The organism is Carnobacterium sp., from assembly GCF_040274425.1.
Window position 1 is genome coordinate 1 of the sequence record NZ_JBEMBC010000056.1, and the last position, 17,190, is coordinate 17,190.

Genomic DNA, 17,190 nt, shown 5'->3' on the forward strand with positions numbered 1-17,190 from the left:
AAAATTTTTCATAAAGTCCTCCTAAATTAACAATTTTTTTAGAAAAAGAAGAGACATAGAATTTTTCTTTTATTTCCGACTGCTTTTTTTATCAGGTTTAGCAGTAAATGAAAGCATCAAAACCATAAAAATAGGCAATAAACTCCATAAAAAGAATTTCCAATTAGATGTTAGTAAAGACAAGACTAAAAAACCAACAAGTGCAGCAATTGAAATAGAAACAGTACGTTTTTGATATTTGTTCATCCTCTACACACCTTTCAAACAATTAGCGTATTTTGCATTCAGTTCAAACCTATTCTAATTAAGATTTCTTGTATCTCTATGATAACATCAATACTTTTTTATTTAAAATAAAGTTATTCTAAACCAGATCAAAAGCATTGTAGCCATCTAAACATAGCTATTTCTGAATGTGTCAATTCGGCAGTTCAACTAATCAATGTGCAACGAACGAGTAACTTCTCCAGATGGTTTACTGTAGGCAAATTGGATAACTGAGAGAGATAAGAACTGATTAATAAAAAATAGAAGGATAGAAGAGCATGAATAAGCTCTTCTATCCTTCTATTTCAGTTTTTAATTCTTTTAATGCTAAGCTCCGTCTATATTGCACTATATTTCGAATCACATTTAACGTTTATTTAATCTTTTGATTCATCATTTCTAGAAAGTAAGATAATAACATGATGTTTTGTTTAGTATCAGAAAGTTTTTAAGCGCATTACTTAAATAGCGTGTACTTACTCTTTTGTAAAGACGTATTAATTAAATTATATGTCGTGTTTAGAATGTAACCAATCAGAAATACGGAGATTAAAGGACCAATAATAAGATGCTGATTAAGCAACCAAGCAATAATAAAGAGACACAGATCTCCTAAGCTTCTAATCAATCCAATTGAGTTTTTCGTGACCTTACTGATCCAAAAAACACACGCATCATAAGGCACTTTCCCTAGATTTGCACTAGTATAGATACCGGCTCCAATCCCAAGTAATAAAATACCTATAATTAAGAAAAGAAAGTTGCCCGGATTACTGAGTCCTTGGTTTAATGTATATTCGGCAGTTGCTCCAACAATATAAGGTTGGAGAATACTCCCAATGCCTAATTGAGCGCGATCATAAATTAAAGGTGGAATCAGCATTAGTAAAGTGATGATCATATTGGCTTGATTTAAAGATAAATTAGTATGAAGTGAAATACCCTGCCAGACCCAAGAAAGAGAATCGCTTCCATAACCTGTTGATATGGACAATGAAACTCCTAAGCCCATGACTAAAGACCCGAATAAAAGAAGAAAGAAACGAAATAATGAAGTGAGATTAAATTTATTTTTCATTTAAATTTTCACCGTTATGTTTAATTACTTCTTGATACCAATAAAAAGATTTTTTCGGAATACGTCTGAATGTTCCCTTACCGGAATTATCTCGGTCAACATAAATAAAACCATAGCGCTTAGCCATTTCACCAGTTCCATTAGAAATAGAATCAATACATGCCCATGATGTATAGCCGATTAACTCGACACCATCTAGAGTGATTGCGTCAGACATGGCTTTGATGTGTTCTTTATGGTATTCAATTCTGTAATCATCATGAATCTCACCATCTTCTGTTAAATTATCGACAGCCCCTAAACCATTCTCTACAACAAACATAGGTTTGTTGTAACGATCATAAATTTCATTGATTGTAATTTGAAATCCTAATGGATCAATCTGCCAACCCCATTCGCTAGTTTCTAAATAAGGATTGATTTCTGAAGCAAAAATATTGCTTTCAGTTTGATTCGCAGCATCAGGTTGGGCACTGCTTACTCTTGAAGAATAATAAGAAAAGCTAATAAAATCTACTGTGTGGTCTCTTAAAACCTCAATATCACCGTCTTTAATAGGAAGAGTGAGATGTTGTTGTTCGATTTGTTTCAAGTAATAATTAGGGTAGCTTCCTCTTACTTGGACATCTGAAAACATATAACTTTCACGTGAATCTTGGATAGATTTCCATACATCTTCTGGATGCGGCGTCTGAGCATAATAACTTCCAGCAGCCAGCATACATCCAATTTGAAAATCTGGGTTTATTTTTTTAGCAAGCTGAGTAGCTTTAGAGCTGGCGACTAATTGATGATGGATTACATCAGTTGTTATCTGCTCTCTGTTATCCTCTGGTTTAAAAGTTAAGCCTGTTGCTACAAAAGGGAAATGTAAGACCATATTGATTTCATTAAAAGTAAGCCAATATTTGACATAATCTTTATAATGATTAAACAATGTTTCGGTGAATTTTAAATAAAAATCAATAGTTTGACGATTCTTCCATCCACCATATTCGTCAACCAAATGCATAGGGATATCAAAATGATTGATGGTTACTAAAGGTTCAATATTATACTTTCGACACTCTTTAAAGACATTCAGATAGTAATCAAGGCCTAACGGGTTAGGTTCTGATTCATTTCCCTTAGGATAAATTCTTGACCAAGAGAGTGATAACCGATAGACTTTGAATCCCATTTGGGCCATCAGTGCAATATCCTCTTTGTAATGGTGATAATGGTCAATGGCGACTCTTGATGGGAAAAAAGTATCCTCTGGTAAAGATTTAGGGTCCAAATTTCCTGTACCTACTTGGAAACGTAAATCTCCGTATGGCATATAATCTAGATTTGATGGGCCTCGTCCATTAACATCGTAAGCACCTTCTGTTTGATTCGCAGCGGTTGCTCCGCCCCATAAAAAATTGTTTGGAAATGACATGTATATTCCTCCTTGCTCTTATCACAAAGTATAAGGGATATGTTGTTAATCAAAAAGGAAGTTTCTTTAAAAGAAACTTCCTTGACGAACAAGCTTAATAGGTTTGCTTTAAATTGAGAATTAATAAATCAATAACATATTTGAAGAAGTAGGCATTGAATTTTCCGTATTGTATGGGAACATGCAACAGTTGCCCTTTGAATTTTATATTACTTTGACAACTTATGAGCCATTTTGTTCCATTCGTTTCCTCGAGCCTTTTCACTACTCGTTTGTCGTACTTGAAAGTATTGCCGTCAATACTGAGTACTAATAATAAATCATCGTCGCTAATATCGTAGGAATGTTGAAAATCAACATCGCAAATAATAACATTCATGTTAATCACTTGTAGTTCTGTTTGGATCTGATGGCAGAGGTAGCGCGCATCGCCTTGAGCAAATACAAATATAGTGCTTGCGGAAGTAAGCTGTTCAGTTAATAACTCTAGGTGATTATAGTCTAACAAACTTGTTAAAGAGTTAAGAAAATGAATCATAGTATCTGTAAAGTTTAGAATAGTATTTTTCATATTATTAGATTCTTTCGAATCGTGACGGCGTCTCTCTAAGGATTCAAGGTATTCTACGCAAGCGTCTTTAAAGTCAATGTAAGTCTTATAGTCTAAATATCTGACATATTTAGAAATTTGGCTTTTTGATACAAAGGTTCTAATAGCAACCTCATCCATTGTAATATAAGGAATCTCGTGAATATGTTCTTGAAAGAATAAACTTAATATATAGAAAGTCGAATTTTTTTTATAGGAATTTGTCACATCGTTTAGTCTATCCATTATCAATCGTATCAGTCCTTTATAAAGCGAAATTAAAACAGAGAGAATAAATAACTTAATAATTGGCTAAGAGTTTATTCAAAAGCACATCAAGGGAATCATAATCGTGATAGTAAGGGTTGGTATCTTAGAGATATCATTCATTCCCATTATAAAGGATTTTCTTATGCTATGGAATGGTAAAAACTTTAATACTACTTTTTCTGACCGTTCTACCGAATTTCATTTTAATAGAATAATGGACATTCCTTGGACAAATTATCTGCTCAATAAACAAAAATTTGTTTGTTACTTCACGATTTATCCTGTATTATTTAATGATGAATGTAAAACCAGATATTGTGATGGTGGGCAAAGGATATAGAAAAAAATAATGGATTTAATAAATAGTGGTGTCTTGAGAATGGATTAATCATTCTAAGAACTCACTAGGATAGAGAAAGAATCATCCCATTAAAGTAGTCATTATTCCTCTTATCTCACTGAAAGTATTTAGTGTTACACTAACAAGGTGGTGTGATAAGTGAATTCAAAAGAGAAAATGTTAGAGTTAATTAAAAAGAAACAAGCAGGCGGTGGGAAATCTAAGCAAACTACCAATCCAAAAAATGATATGAAAAACATGCGTAAAGGTCCTAAGATTTTTAATAAATAAGCTGATTTATTTATGTATTTATACTTTAAAAGGGCAAAAAAATATCATAGAAAAAACTCATTCCATTTTGATAGTTGATTTCATCAAAGATAGAATGAGTTTTTTTGTTTGTCTAGCTTAATTTTACAATCGGCGAAATATGAAAATTCCTCTTAATTCATAAGATAAGTTGTATTTTAGCAATCATCTTATAACACTAAATCTTGCTACAATTATTAATTTGTTTATATAGATTATAGAGTCACTTCGTTTAGTGAAATTGTATACAATTTGATTCTATCCAGTCAGTCAATTTAGAGAGGCGCCATTTCTTTTATGGAGCAAGAGTAAAGATGGTAGCATAGAATATTGAATGTTATGAAAAATATTTAGTTAATAAGAGTGGAAGTGATAGTATATTTAGTAAGTACTTTATTTAGATTTGAATCAATATTAAATATATACCAATTTTTGTCTCTTCTTTACTAATCAGATGTTGTGTTAAAATAAGAGAAGAAATAACTGGGCTAATAAAGGACTAATTTTTCATTTAGGAGGATGTACATATGTGTAAGAATGATATATTAATTGCTTATGCTCAAGCTGAAGTTGATAAAAAGATTCAAAGTTATAAAGGAAAGAAAGTTTCTGAACTCAAAGAATTATTTGGTATGTATAAAGACAATAAAGCATCTTTTGTTCAATTAGCTTTAAAGCTGATGGGTGAAAAAGGAAATCAATTTAGTCTTGGTGATGGAGAAATAAATGCTGTTCTAAAGACCGTTCGTTTAACTGGGATGGAAAAACCAGCGGAAGCAATGTCGTTTATGCCAGTTGATTTTGATGATTGGATAAGTGACAACCTCTGGAAAGACAGTTCATTATATAAATACTTTAAAGAAAAAACGTTAGTATTTTTTATTTTTCAGCAGTTTCCAAGAGGTAAGCGAGTTAATGACAGTGAAATGACTTTTCTAGATGTAAGAGTTTGGAAGATGTCCGATTATGATTTAACTCATGGTCTTAAAGAAGTTTGGGAAGAAGTAAGATATTTAATAAAAGAGAATAAGCTTGAAATCAATTCTATTAAACAAACTAATGGACGAACAATTAATAAAAATAATTTACCATCTACTAAGTTTAATGAGTTAGGTCATTTGAGACCAGGAGCAAAGAATGGTATGGACACTGTTTTATTACCAACTGGACAGGAAATTGTAAAACAAAGATTTTGGTTCAATATAAAGTATGTAGAAGAAATAATTAGTTTATAGGAGGTTTTATTGATAATGGAAAATATCAATTTATTAGAACTGTACAAGGCCGGAATAGTAAAAGATGGAGGACATAATATAAATGTACAAATTGAAAAACCTAATGGGAAAAAATATAGCGGTAAAACGTATGCAATTCCATTAAAATATTTGTACTATAATGAACAAAATGGGCGCATTGGTGTAGCTCTTTCTAATTATGAGAGCATTAATGGACATTTAACTTCTGGACACAATGAAGAGTACAATATGGTTATTCAAAAAATTCTAGAAGATGATGGAGAAAGTAACACTAAGAATCAAATGAATGATTTGAAAAGAAACATTGCCATTCAAGGACAAGATGAGCCAGGGTATGTACTAAATGATGGACGTGTAATTGATGGTAATCGCCGTTTTACTGCAAAAAGACTTATTGAACAAGACTCTGAGATAATTGACCAACAATATTTTGAGGCAGTTATACTTGATGATTTGTCTGTACAGAACCATGATGATCTTAAAAAAATCAAGTCTTTAGAATTGAAAATACAATTTGGAAAACTTGGTAAAGTTGATTATAATGCAATTGATAGAGCTGTTGACGCTTATAAAACTATTGTTATTAATAATGTGATGACCGCTAAAGAATATGCTGGATATGCAAATCTTACTCCGAATGAAGTACATAAACGTATAACAGAAGCTGAAATCATAGTGAAATTTTTAGAGTTTACCAATGCTAATCCTGACAACTACGCATTAGCTAAGGACTTAGACTTAGATGGTCCGATACAAAATATAATTCCTCAATATAAGAAGTTTAAAGATAATGCTAACTCAGAACAATTATTAAATAGTTTGTTTGCTAAGATACTACAAATCAGGGCTACAAAAGAAAACTATAAAGATGATTTTAGAACAATAGTTCAAAATGTCGTTAATAGTAAAAATGAGAATACATTTATTTCAGAGATGGAAGATGCAACAGACTCTATTATAGATGTATTAGATACAAAAGAAAAAACAACTAGTGTTATTGGCTTGTTTGATACCTTAAAAAATAATATAGAGACGGCAGATGCTTTAGCAGATGTAAAAAAAGTTTTTGCTAACCATTCTGAGAAAACAAAAAATTTAAAGGAAAGAACTGAACCAATAAATTTAGTCAATAAAGCAATCAACAATATTGATTCTATTGATATAAATATATTTAAATACCTATCAAAACCTGAAAAAGAAAAGTTATTTAGTAATCTGAAAATATTGCAAGAAGAAATAACTCATATACTTTTAGTGGGGGAATAAAAAATGCTTAAAGATTTAAATGGAAAACTCAAATCGAGTTATAACTCATTAAAAGATGATGTTTCCGAAGAGTTTTATAATAAGGCATTGAAAGAAGCGATTAGTTATAAACGAGTTAGTGGCTATTTTTCCTGTAAAGCATTATCAGTTTATTCTGATGGATTGGACAGATTTTCTGAAAATGGAGGATATATTCAATTCATTATCTCTCAAAATATTTCTGAAAAGGATTTTAATGAAATTCAGACTGGATACAAGCAACGATCTAAAAATGAAAATATAACAGAACTGGACAAACAACGATTAGGTAATCTAGCATTTCTAATCTCTCAAAATAAAGCAGATGTAAAATTCGGATTAATCAAAAACGGCTTGTTTCATACTAAATGGGGAATATTTGAAGATTTGCAAAATGATGCTATATATTTTAATGGGTCATTGAATGAGACAGCGAATGCTATCGAAAATAATTTTGATTCATTTGATGTTGATTTTTCTTGGGATATAAGTATAAATGTAAGAAACAGAATTAAAGACAAAAGAGAAGAATTTGAAAGCTTATGGAATGATGAATATCCCGGTGTAAGAGTTGTCGATGCAACGGATACTGTCTATTCTTTAATTCAAGAATATGATATTGGTAGAATCCAAAACATACCTAATCCAGAAAATAATTCTGTAATATTGGATATGGATGACGAGTATATATTTTTTATTGATAAAAGTGATGAAAAGATAACTACAAAAAAATCTTTTAAAACTAAATTTATGGCCTACACTGAGCAACTAAAAGGATACCCTTATTTTAGAAGAGACTTGACTTATAGAGAAGTAGAGGAAATTATAACCTTGGCTAATAAACAATCTAATAAGCATAAATTCAATTTTATAGTTACTTCTCGAATCGAAAATTTTGTGAATAGTCAAAAGTATTCAATTGAAGAGTACCGAAAAGCGGGCTTAACTTTGAAAAGTCAAGATGCACGGTGGGAGGAAGAATTTGATGAATTTAAATATATTGTAGAGAGTGAAGTAGATAGACCTCTCGTACCTTTGCAACTTGAATCAGCAATGTATATGTTGACCCAAAAAAGAGCAGCTAATTTTTCTGTTCCTGGTTCTGGAAAAACAGCGATGTTGCTAGGTGTTTTTGCATATCTAAATAGTAAAAAGAAAGGACAGCCTATTAAGAGGATATTAGTTGTAAGTCCTCTTAATGCGTTTATGTCGTGGACGGAAGAATTCAAAGAGATATTTAAAAATAAAAAAGAATTAAGAGCAATAAGTGTTCACGATGAAACAATAAATGGAGATAGACGGATTTTGGAATCACAATGGAGTACTGCAAATATGATTTTAGTTAATTACGAATCACTTCCTAAATTCCAAGAATCTATTATTAAATGTCTATCTTATGATTCAAATACTATGATTGTTTATGACGAGGTTCACCGAGTAAAAGGCATAGAGGGGAAAAGAGCATTAGCTGCATTGGAGATTTCTGATAAAGCTGATTATCGATACGTTTTGACAGGGACACCTATCCCAAATGGTTATTTAGATATATATAATTTTCTACATATTCTATTTAAAAAAGAATATAGGTCCTACTTTGGTTTTGAGAAAAATATGCTTAAAAATCCAGATGGATGGCAAGTAGAGGAAATAAATGAAAAACTTACTCCTTACTTCTGGAGAACAAATAAGGAAGATTTAGGTGTCCCACCAGCAGATGCCGATAACTTCATCACAGTGTATCCCTCTGATGAACAGTTAAGACTTGCAGAGATAATCTATACGACAGCACAAAATCCCTTAACGGTTTGGATTAGGATGATACAACTATCAACAAACCCAGAAATTGTAAATCAGACTATAAATTATAGTGAATTAGGATTTAGTGAGGACAATAATTTTGATAACGATTCGTATGATCAAATCAGTGTAAATGCACGAAAAGAATTACAAACAAGTATTCAAAATTCAATAATAAGTGAAGTAGCAGAATGGGATTTATCAAAAGTAGAGTCTCCAAAATTTAATGCAGGGATAAAACTGGTTGTTGATATTGTAAGGAAACATGGGAAGGTGGTTGTTTGGGGATTATTTGTTAATACATTAAAGAAAATTACTGAAACGCTTAATCAACAAGGAATCAACGTCAAATTAATCTATGGAGGGACTAAACAAAAGGAACGCGAGGATATTATTAATACATTCAAAGAAAATACAAGTGAAATACAGGTACTAGTATCAAACCCTAATACTTTAGGTGAGTCAGTATCGCTTCATAAAGTTGTACACGATGCGGTTTATTTTGAATATAATTATAATCTTACATTTATGCTTCAGTCTCGTGATCGGATACATCGACTTGGATTAAAGAAAAATCAACATACTAGATATCATTATTTAATGACAGTCACTGATATGGAAATGTTTAACTTTATCGATCAAAAGATATATGATAGATTATCAGAGAAAGAAGAACGAATGAAAAAAGCTATTGATGGTGGTTATCTCACGCCGGAGTTTGAAGATGACGAAATTGAAGAAATGAAAAAAATAATTGAATCAGAGCGTCGTTATTAGATAATAAATAGGTTAAGTATGAGTTGGATTTTAAAGGCATGCTTCTCATTATTTCATAAAAACTTGACTATTGATTGTATTTTCTAATAGTACCGTCTTAAAAATATATATAACATATCTAAAATAAAGAAAATGGTTATAGCAACTATTTAAATTTTGACTTATAGGAAAAATTAATATGTTGATGTTAAGGGATGAGAAGTTTTTTACTGAAACAAAAAAATGTTTTATTGGTGACTTTACTTTTTTGTATCATCTAGTAGTTTCAAAATTTGATTCACACAATTATTTTTATTCTTTAGCACTTCCTTTTCCCAAAAATGTACAGGAGTCCAACCTAAATCAATAAGCAGAGCATCATTTCTTTTATCTCTAGCCATATTTTCTTCGATTTTTTCAATCCAATAATCCCGGTTTTTCTTTAATCTTTTTTTTCTATTCTCCCAATCTTCACCATGCCAAAATTCTCCATCGACAAATATAGCTGTTTTATATTTTGTTATAGCTATATCTGGAGAACCAGGAAGTTTTTTATAATTTTTACGATAACGTACACCATTATGCCATAGAGACTTTGCTAAAATGTTTTCTGCTTTTCCACCTTTTAATTTAACATTCGCCATTCGCTTAGAAATTTCTGGGGTTGTTTCTAACTTTTGATGTTTCATTTTGCACACTCCCTCAAAACTTATTTTTTCTATTAGGTACCAAAAAAACAAGATAGTTATAGCTTTTGTTATAAAGATAAATTTTTGATGCCTCTCTATATAATTATAAAAGGAGATAGATAATAAACAAAAAATATGCTTTAGTGGTAGTTTTAAAAGATAAAATGGAATCGAAAGAAACTATCTATTCAATTTTTAGATTAGAAATAGAGTAAGCAAAATTTTGATAATAAAACAAATCCAGCTACTTCAAACCCAGGATAAGGTTTGAAGTAGCTGGATTGTTAAATAGTGTGTCTAGATATCACCATTTATAATATTTTGTAACTCATCAGCAATTCTTTTAACAATACCTGTTACCAAAGCATTCCCCATAAAGAACATACGCATGCGATCAGGTACTTCTACTATTTCACCAGTAGAAGTTTTTTTATATTTTGTCCAATCATCAGGGAATTCTTGTAATCTTTCTGCTTCAATAGGTGTTATTAATCTATATTTACCATTTACATTTAAAAAATGAGTTGAGCGGTTAACGGTTCCTTCAGAAGTCAACATAGTTCTTCCCGGTAGGGATAAGTCATCCGTAGGTGCCATACTACCCTCTGAATAAATGTAAGTATGCCCTTCAACAGAAGTACGTTCAATTTTTTTAGAACCTCTTAAATATTTAAACTTCTCTAGCTTCATTTGATCTGTAATGAAATATTTTTCTGAAACTTCTTCTTCAGAAACTAATATTTCTCCCAAAGCCACTGGATTCTCTTCCATAGTTGGCACTGTATCAATTGTAAAGTAACGACCATGTCTCATAATTCCAGTATTCCAAACAGTACCTATGAAGTTATCTGAGATATCTACAATATCATTTGATAACGTATATGTCGCATGGCGATTTTTAACAGCTAAGGGTACAATTGGAAATTGACGTGCAAATAACCCTTTAGTAAAAATATAATCGTCATATAATTGACTGTCAAAAGTTAAATCTAGTTCCTTGTTTTCGAATTCTTTATCTATTTTCTTAGCAAAGTCTGTATCATTTCGATACACAAAAAAGAAAACTCGACGACGACGTTGACTGCCACCGTAATTTGCTGCATTAATTACCCGCCATTCTACAGAATAGTTTAAATCATTAAATGCAGCTAACATGATAGCAAAATCTCTACCACGTTGTTTAGAAGGAGCTTTTAATAGGCGATCTACATTTTCTAATACAAGATATTTTGGCTTTATTTGAGTAACTGCTCGAATGATTTCCCAGAACAATACGCCTTTTTTTCCTTGGATACCAAGTTCATTTTTTTTACTTCTAGCAACGGAGTAATCTTGGCAAGGAAAACCTCCAACTATTATATCTGCATCCATACTTTGAAAAGCTTCATCTGAAATTTCTTCTATATTTTCGTTTATATTCATACTATCAGGATAATGGTAATCATATACTTCGAAGGCGTCTTGACTTTTTTTAGCAGGCTCCCATTGATTTGCCCATTTTGTTTTAAACATGCTTTCATTGGAATTTTCAAAACCAACGCGAAATCCACCAACTCCAGCAAATAGTTCTAAAATATTAAACTGTTTACTCATTATACGAACACCCTTTCGGTAAGCTAAGATTTATTATACAACAATTCACCAAAAAGATCCAGAGTTTTGTACAAAAAAATGGTATTATTAGATCATAAAATAAGATATTGTGTATTTGTATAAAATTTTTTGGAGGATAAAAGATGAGAGAACATGGTCACGTTTTTGCTAAAGATGAATTAGAAGATATTCTAGATAGTACTATTGGTAAGACCTTAGGAGATGTTGATCGGAATAATGTTTTTTATAAAACAGTTAAACATCCTAAAATCACAGGTATAGCAGGTAGTGTTGTAGAGGAATCTGTATTGGGGTATCCAGCTGACTCTTATCAGAAACCAGATTTATATGTTGATGGGAAAGATGTGGAAGTAAAAACAACAGGTTTAAGAAGAGTAAAGAAATCTGTAAGTGGAGAACTTGAAGCTAAAGAACCAATGTCTGTAACAGCTGTTTCTCCAAAAAAGATAGTATATGAAAGTTTCGAGAATTCAAGTTTTTGGCATAAACTTGAAAGACTACTTTTAGTTTATTATCTTTATGATTCGGAAGTTACTGTTCCCGCATCAGAATACGCAAAATTTCCCATTGTTGGATATGATTTCTTTGAGTTTGATTCTTTAGATAGAGAAAAATTAAAGAATGACTGGGAGATAGTCAGAAGTTTCATACACAACTTACAACTTGTTCACCAAGACCCGACAGAACATTACCCAAGAATATCATCTGAATTACGCCCACAGCTGATGCTGATTGACACAGCACCTAAATGGCCCAATCCTCCTAGATTTAGGTTGAAAAGATCTACTGTAACAACGATGGTCCAAAAGTATTTTGGGAAAAAATTTGAACAGTTAGAACAAGAATATAATACATATGAAGAACTAGACGAACAATTGAAACAATTCACTAAACAATACAAAAATAAGACTATTCAAGAACTTCTTCAGATTCTAAATATTCCTATGAAATTAAATCAAACTGGAGATGTATCAAAATCAGTGACTGAACAAATCGTTACACGAATGTTTGGAGCAAAATCGAAAAAAATCGGTAAAATAAAGTTATTCAGTGAGATTGGTTTGATTGCAAAAACAATCACTCAAACTAAGCAAGAAACGCGTACTGAAGACACTAAATTATTCAAAGTTGATTTTGATGAATGGTTGGATGAGAAGATAAATTTTGAAGATTCGTCACTTTATAGCGATTTTAGTGAGAGACAATTTCTTTTTATTATTTTTCAAGAACAAGATAAATCAGAAAAGTTGTTAACCAATAAGCTTTTGGGCTTCAAACGTGTTATCTTCAATGAAGAGTTTATTGAAAACCAAGTTAAATCTATCTGGGACGATGTTAGAAATAAAGTCTTTAATAATAGTCTTCGTGAGGAAGTTATGATTAATAAAAATAGGAAACCTGTTATAAATAAGAATGGAACAATAAAAACTTCTGTCAATTTTCCAAAATCTAAAGACTATGATGTTTTTTTTCGAGGCACTGGAAGAGATTCCAGTGATAAAACTATCACGATAAATGGAATTGATATGTACAGACAGAATGTTTGGATAAAAGGGAGCGTTATAAACGAGATGCTTAATTCGGTGGATTTTTTATAATGATTTATAATAGATTGATTTTTTAATAAGATTACAGTTCTACTCAATCAATAATTGCTTTACGAAATATTTACCAAGGATTGAAGGTATGAATAATTTGTTTTTCTTCGTTGATGATATAATCCAGAGATAATTGTTAGTAGAGTTAGTCAAGTAAGAAAAGATAGGGGAATGTTCATTGGAAAATAGACAATTAGCTAATGTTGTTAAAAATGTGGAACAATTTAAAAAAGAAAATATACAAATTCTTAGAAAGAATATCAATAATGAGATTTTAAATTATCGGAAAAATTTACCTATTGAAAATTTATCTGAAGAATTAGAGTTACAAATTGAGAATGAAGTTAGCAGCAAATTATCAGAATTCAATAACGGCATCGATTTAAAACCTGCAGCTTTGTACTATTCGCTAAAATCTGAAGTAGAACTTGATGAAAATATTTCCGAAAAAGAATTAACCTATTCTGCGTATGATTTTTTAGAAAAAACTACAAAAAGTAAATTCCTGAAAAAAATTCTTAAAGAGTTGAAAAGGGAGACAAAAAAATGAAAAAAACAGTTTCAGAATTAGTGATTAAAGCTGGAAAAGCAATTATATTTATGATTTCAACACAAATAGTTAATTATCTGTCCAGTGAAGAGTTTAGTAACAAAGTGAAAAATTTCATACAAGAAATGGTTAATAAAATAGTAAAATTAGTAATGACAGAAAAGGTATCTGATATAACTAAATAGTAACAATCTAAAAATAAAAACTAAGAATGGCCCCTATAAAGTAGATTCTTAAAAAAGTTACTTTATAGGAGCCATTTTAAATATACAATTTTCTCTTTTTTATAAAACGCCGATTGTAAGATTAAGCTAGACAACTAAAAAAGCCATTCGTGGTACACTCAAAATGTATTTCCGACCAAAGAAAACATAGGAGTGATCACGAATGACCTACACCCATCTTACCACTGAAGAACTTGTAATGATAGAAGCATATTTCCAACAAAACGTTCCCATTTTGAAAATTGCCACCTACGTTGGCCGTTCACGTCAGACGATTTATAACGTCGTTATTTTCCTGAAAAAAGGCTACACGGCTCTTGATTACTTTAAACAGTACAAAGAAAATAAGAAACGTTGTGGTAGGCATTCTATTTCTTTACCACATGACCAACAAGAATACATTCAAATGAAAGTTTCTCAAGGATGGACACCAGATGTGATTATTGGTCGTGCTGAAAGATCCATTGCTTGTTCCGTACGAACGTTGTACAGACAGTTCAGAAAAGGGATTTTCGATCAAGCGACCCTTCCAATGAAAGGAAAACGTAAGCCCAATGGTCATAAAGAAAAACGCGGGAAACAGGCTTTTAAAAGGAATATATCCGAAAGATTAAACGATTATCTTCATTTTAAAGAAGAGTTTGGTCACCTAGAGGGTGATACAATCGTTGGTGTTCATCATAAAAGTACAGTGATCACACTGGTTGAACGACTGTCAAAAGCCATTATTACCTTGAGGCCCAACGGGCGAAAAGCGCAAGATATTGAAGCGGCTGTAAACAACTGGCTCCGCTTTATTCCAAAAAACCTCTTCAAATCAATCACTTTTGATTGTGGAAAAGAATTTTCCAATTGGAAAACCAATAGTAATCAAAATGATATGGCTATCTACTTTGCTGATCCAGGAACGCCATCCTAACGAGCTTTAAACGAGCATTCCAATGGACTACTTCGAAAAGACGGTTTGCCAAAAGAAATGGATTTTAACTAAGTTGATCAATCCTTTGTTTCTGGAGTAGCTTCGATAAGAAACAAAATCCCCAGAAAATCATTACAGTATCAGACGCCGCTTGAAGTATTTTTGACTTACATTAATGAGTGGGAACTGTCTAACTTAATTTGACAAACGAAAAAATTAAACTTTCTAGTTGGAAAAGAATATTTGACCTGGTTTTTTTCTTATCAAGATATTACCATGATTTGCAATTTGATTAATATGGGAATGCAGTTTACTACTTTAATACAGAGGCGACTGCTATACTGAAATCAGTAAAAAATCGGGTTAGATTTATCAGATGGGAAATGAAAAATAGTTAAGATGCAGTGTTCATGATAGAGCAAGCTTCTTACACACTATGTAAAATAGTATAATAGACTATTTTACTTTCTAAAGTTCTTCATATAGAAATAAGCCAAAAGAGTTTAGCAATGTTGAGAATAGACAGAGGTATCGAAGATGGGTGTGGAGTTGTGATGACATTTGATAGGTAATTCATTTATTTGAAGGACTTGGTATGATTAATTAAATAGTTTATAAATGAAGTGTACAAATTTTTATCATTAGTTCTTTTGGAACAGTTAGCGCTTTCGTTGCTTTCACTATAACCAAAATGTTTTTTTGTTTGGGAAAGCTTTAATGATAAGAAATAAAGAAAAATATAGATAAAAAAATGACAATACGGATAAATGATAGGAGGGAAAAAGTGGAAGAATTACAATTTTTGTTATATGAATCAGATGGAAAAATTGAAGTTGTAATGAAAGATGAAACAATCTGAGCCACCCAAAAATCAATAGCTGGTTTATTTGATGTAGGTGTTCCAGCCATTAGTAAACATCTAAAAAATATATTTGAGTCGGGAGAATTAGATGAAAAAGTGGTTGTTTCCATTTTGGAAAATACCACTCAACATGGTGCAATAGAAGGTAAAACGCAAACAAAAAATGTTAAATTTTATAACTTGGATGCTATTATTTCAGTCGGTTATCGTGTTAATTCTCAAAAAGCAACAAAATTAATTTAGGATCTGGGCAACGGATATTTTGAAAGATTATATTCAAAAAGATTTTAAAATAGATGTTGAACGAATGAAACAAGGCGAAAGTGTTTTTGGCAAAGATTATTTCCGTGAATTACTAGAAACTGGTCGTTCGATTCGAGCAAGCGAACGTAGGATTTGGCAACAAATTACTGATATATTTGCGGAGATTTCTTATGATTATGATAAAAACGCAGAGATAACGAAACAGCTTTAAGCAACTGTTCAAAATAAGTTTCATTTTGCTATAACTGGTAAAACTGCTGCGGAAATCATTCAAGACAGTGCAGATAAAGAAAAAGAAAATATGGGATTAACAACATGGAAAAACTCTCCGGATGGACGAATCTTGCAATCAGATGTAAATGTGGCTAAAAATTATCTGTCTGAAAAGCAAATTCGCAATTTAGAACGAAATATATCATCGTATTTTGATTATGTAGAACGGTTATTGGAAGATGAAAAGCCGCGTTCTATGCAAGCTTTTGCTAACAGTATTGATGAGTTTTTGAAGTTTAACCGTTATGAAATACTAGAAGATCACAGAAGCATATCTAGTGAAAACGCAAAACAAAAAGCTGTATCAGAGTATAAAGAATTCAATAAATATCGGAAAATCAATTCTGACTTTGATAAAGAAATCGAAAAAGTCCAACGAAGATCAGACTGACTTTCAATTTTATTGAAGAAAAAGACCTACGCATAAAAAAACGTTGATTAGCTACGTATAGAGCAGTTTATTTAACCAAGATTTAAGAGGTTTCGAAAAACTTCTCAATTCTCAAAATATTTATTTTCTATTATATGAATATTTCAAGACACCTTCATATTTTGGAAGGTGTTTTTTAATGCGCCCGTATGGGTGATAACTTGGTGGTGAAAGTCTACTACAGGATGGCAGCGAGTACGCGTTAGCGAATGACAAGTGTGCCCATTCTATCTTGATTACAGATCAATTGTTTAATGAAAGGTTTTTCATCGGGATTTTTTTTGGATTCTTTTTAATCTAACTATAATACACGGGGCGGAATCGAACCGCCATAAAGCACCTAGCCGTGCATTGATGCCAAGCATCTAGATGATTTTTTCTGCATCGTCTGTGGTGAT

13 protein-coding genes and 2 pseudogenes are annotated in these 17,190 nt (G+C 31.5%); 9 read left to right on the top strand and 6 right to left on the bottom strand.

Annotated features, from left to right (window positions below; translation table 11 throughout):
* Positions 1-69 precede the first annotated feature (69 nt).
* The 4 genes from ABS911_RS10490 to ABS911_RS10505 all read right to left on the bottom strand — a co-directional run bounded on the left by ABS911_RS10490 (position 70) and on the right by ABS911_RS10505 (position 3,603).
* Positions 70-246 (bottom strand): hypothetical protein, encoded by a 177-nt coding sequence (locus ABS911_RS10490; protein ID WP_187948714.1) that lies wholly within the window; start codon positions 244-246, stop codon positions 70-72.
* 478 nt (positions 247-724) lie between these two features.
* On the bottom strand, positions 725-1,345 hold the full coding sequence (locus ABS911_RS10495) for a DUF6198 family protein (RefSeq protein ID WP_350467560.1): 621 nt from the start codon (positions 1,343-1,345) through the stop codon (positions 725-727).
* Entirely contained in the window at positions 1,335-2,768 is a 1,434-nt protein-coding gene (locus ABS911_RS10500; RefSeq protein WP_187948716.1) for a 6-phospho-beta-glucosidase, read from the bottom strand. Before ABS911_RS10500 ends, ABS911_RS10495 begins: the two co-directional genes overlap by 11 nt.
* Before the next feature lie 94 nt (positions 2,769-2,862).
* Positions 2,863-3,603 (bottom strand): MurR/RpiR family transcriptional regulator, encoded by a 741-nt coding sequence (locus ABS911_RS10505; protein ID WP_341048654.1) that lies wholly within the window; start codon positions 3,601-3,603, stop codon positions 2,863-2,865.
* Between the two features lie 523 nt (positions 3,604-4,126).
* Between ABS911_RS10505 and ABS911_RS10510 the strand changes: the two genes are divergently transcribed.
* The 4 genes from ABS911_RS10510 (at position 4,127) to ABS911_RS10525 (ending at position 9,390) form a co-directional block, all read left to right on the top strand.
* The gene (locus ABS911_RS10510) at positions 4,127-4,258 is read left to right on the top strand and encodes a hypothetical protein (RefSeq protein WP_272956713.1); all 132 of its coding nucleotides are present in this window, start codon (positions 4,127-4,129) and stop codon (positions 4,256-4,258) included.
* 545 nt (positions 4,259-4,803) lie between these two features.
* Positions 4,804-5,511 carry a PDDEXK family nuclease gene (locus tag ABS911_RS10515; protein WP_187948717.1) on the top strand — a complete coding sequence of 236 codons (708 nt, stop codon included), beginning with the start codon at positions 4,804-4,806 and terminating at the stop codon, positions 5,509-5,511.
* Between the two features lie 15 nt (positions 5,512-5,526).
* Complete coding sequence (locus ABS911_RS10520; protein ID WP_187948718.1) at positions 5,527-6,798, top strand: ParB N-terminal domain-containing protein; 1,272 nt, start codon at positions 5,527-5,529, stop codon at positions 6,796-6,798.
* Between the two features lie 3 nt (positions 6,799-6,801).
* Positions 6,802-9,390, top strand: coding sequence for an SNF2-related protein (locus ABS911_RS10525; protein WP_187948719.1), 2,589 nt, complete (start codon positions 6,802-6,804; stop codon positions 9,388-9,390).
* A gap of 239 nt (positions 9,391-9,629) precedes the next feature.
* Here ABS911_RS10525 and ABS911_RS10530 read toward each other — a convergent pair whose 3' ends face one another.
* Both ABS911_RS10530 and dcm read right to left on the bottom strand, forming a co-directional pair.
* The gene (locus tag ABS911_RS10530; protein WP_350467561.1) at positions 9,630-10,058 is read right to left on the bottom strand and encodes a very short patch repair endonuclease; all 429 of its coding nucleotides are present in this window, start codon (positions 10,056-10,058) and stop codon (positions 9,630-9,632) included.
* Between the two features lie 297 nt (positions 10,059-10,355).
* Complete coding sequence (gene dcm / locus ABS911_RS10535; protein WP_187948720.1) at positions 10,356-11,651, bottom strand: DNA (cytosine-5-)-methyltransferase; 1,296 nt, start codon at positions 11,649-11,651, stop codon at positions 10,356-10,358.
* 143 nt (positions 11,652-11,794) lie between these two features.
* Here dcm and ABS911_RS10540 point away from each other — a divergent pair, with 143 nt between their 5' ends.
* From ABS911_RS10540 to rhuM, 5 genes and pseudogenes are all read left to right on the top strand, one after another.
* Positions 11,795-13,270: a MutH/Sau3AI family endonuclease gene (locus ABS911_RS10540; protein ID WP_187948721.1), complete on the top strand. Its 1,476-nt coding sequence runs from the start codon at positions 11,795-11,797 to the stop codon at positions 13,268-13,270.
* Between the two features lie 178 nt (positions 13,271-13,448).
* Complete coding sequence (locus ABS911_RS10545) at positions 13,449-13,820, top strand: hypothetical protein (RefSeq protein ID WP_187948722.1); 372 nt, start codon at positions 13,449-13,451, stop codon at positions 13,818-13,820.
* Entirely contained in the window at positions 13,817-14,005 is a 189-nt protein-coding gene (locus ABS911_RS10550) for a hypothetical protein (protein ID WP_187948723.1), read from the top strand. Before ABS911_RS10545 ends, ABS911_RS10550 begins: the two co-directional genes overlap by 4 nt.
* Positions 14,006-14,207: 202 nt before the next feature.
* A pseudogene (locus ABS911_RS10555) lies at positions 14,208-15,167 on the top strand (IS30 family transposase).
* A gap of 580 nt (positions 15,168-15,747) precedes the next feature.
* Positions 15,748-16,753 (top strand): annotated as a pseudogene (gene rhuM / locus ABS911_RS10560) (RhuM family protein).
* Positions 16,754-17,190: the final 437 nt, after the last annotated feature.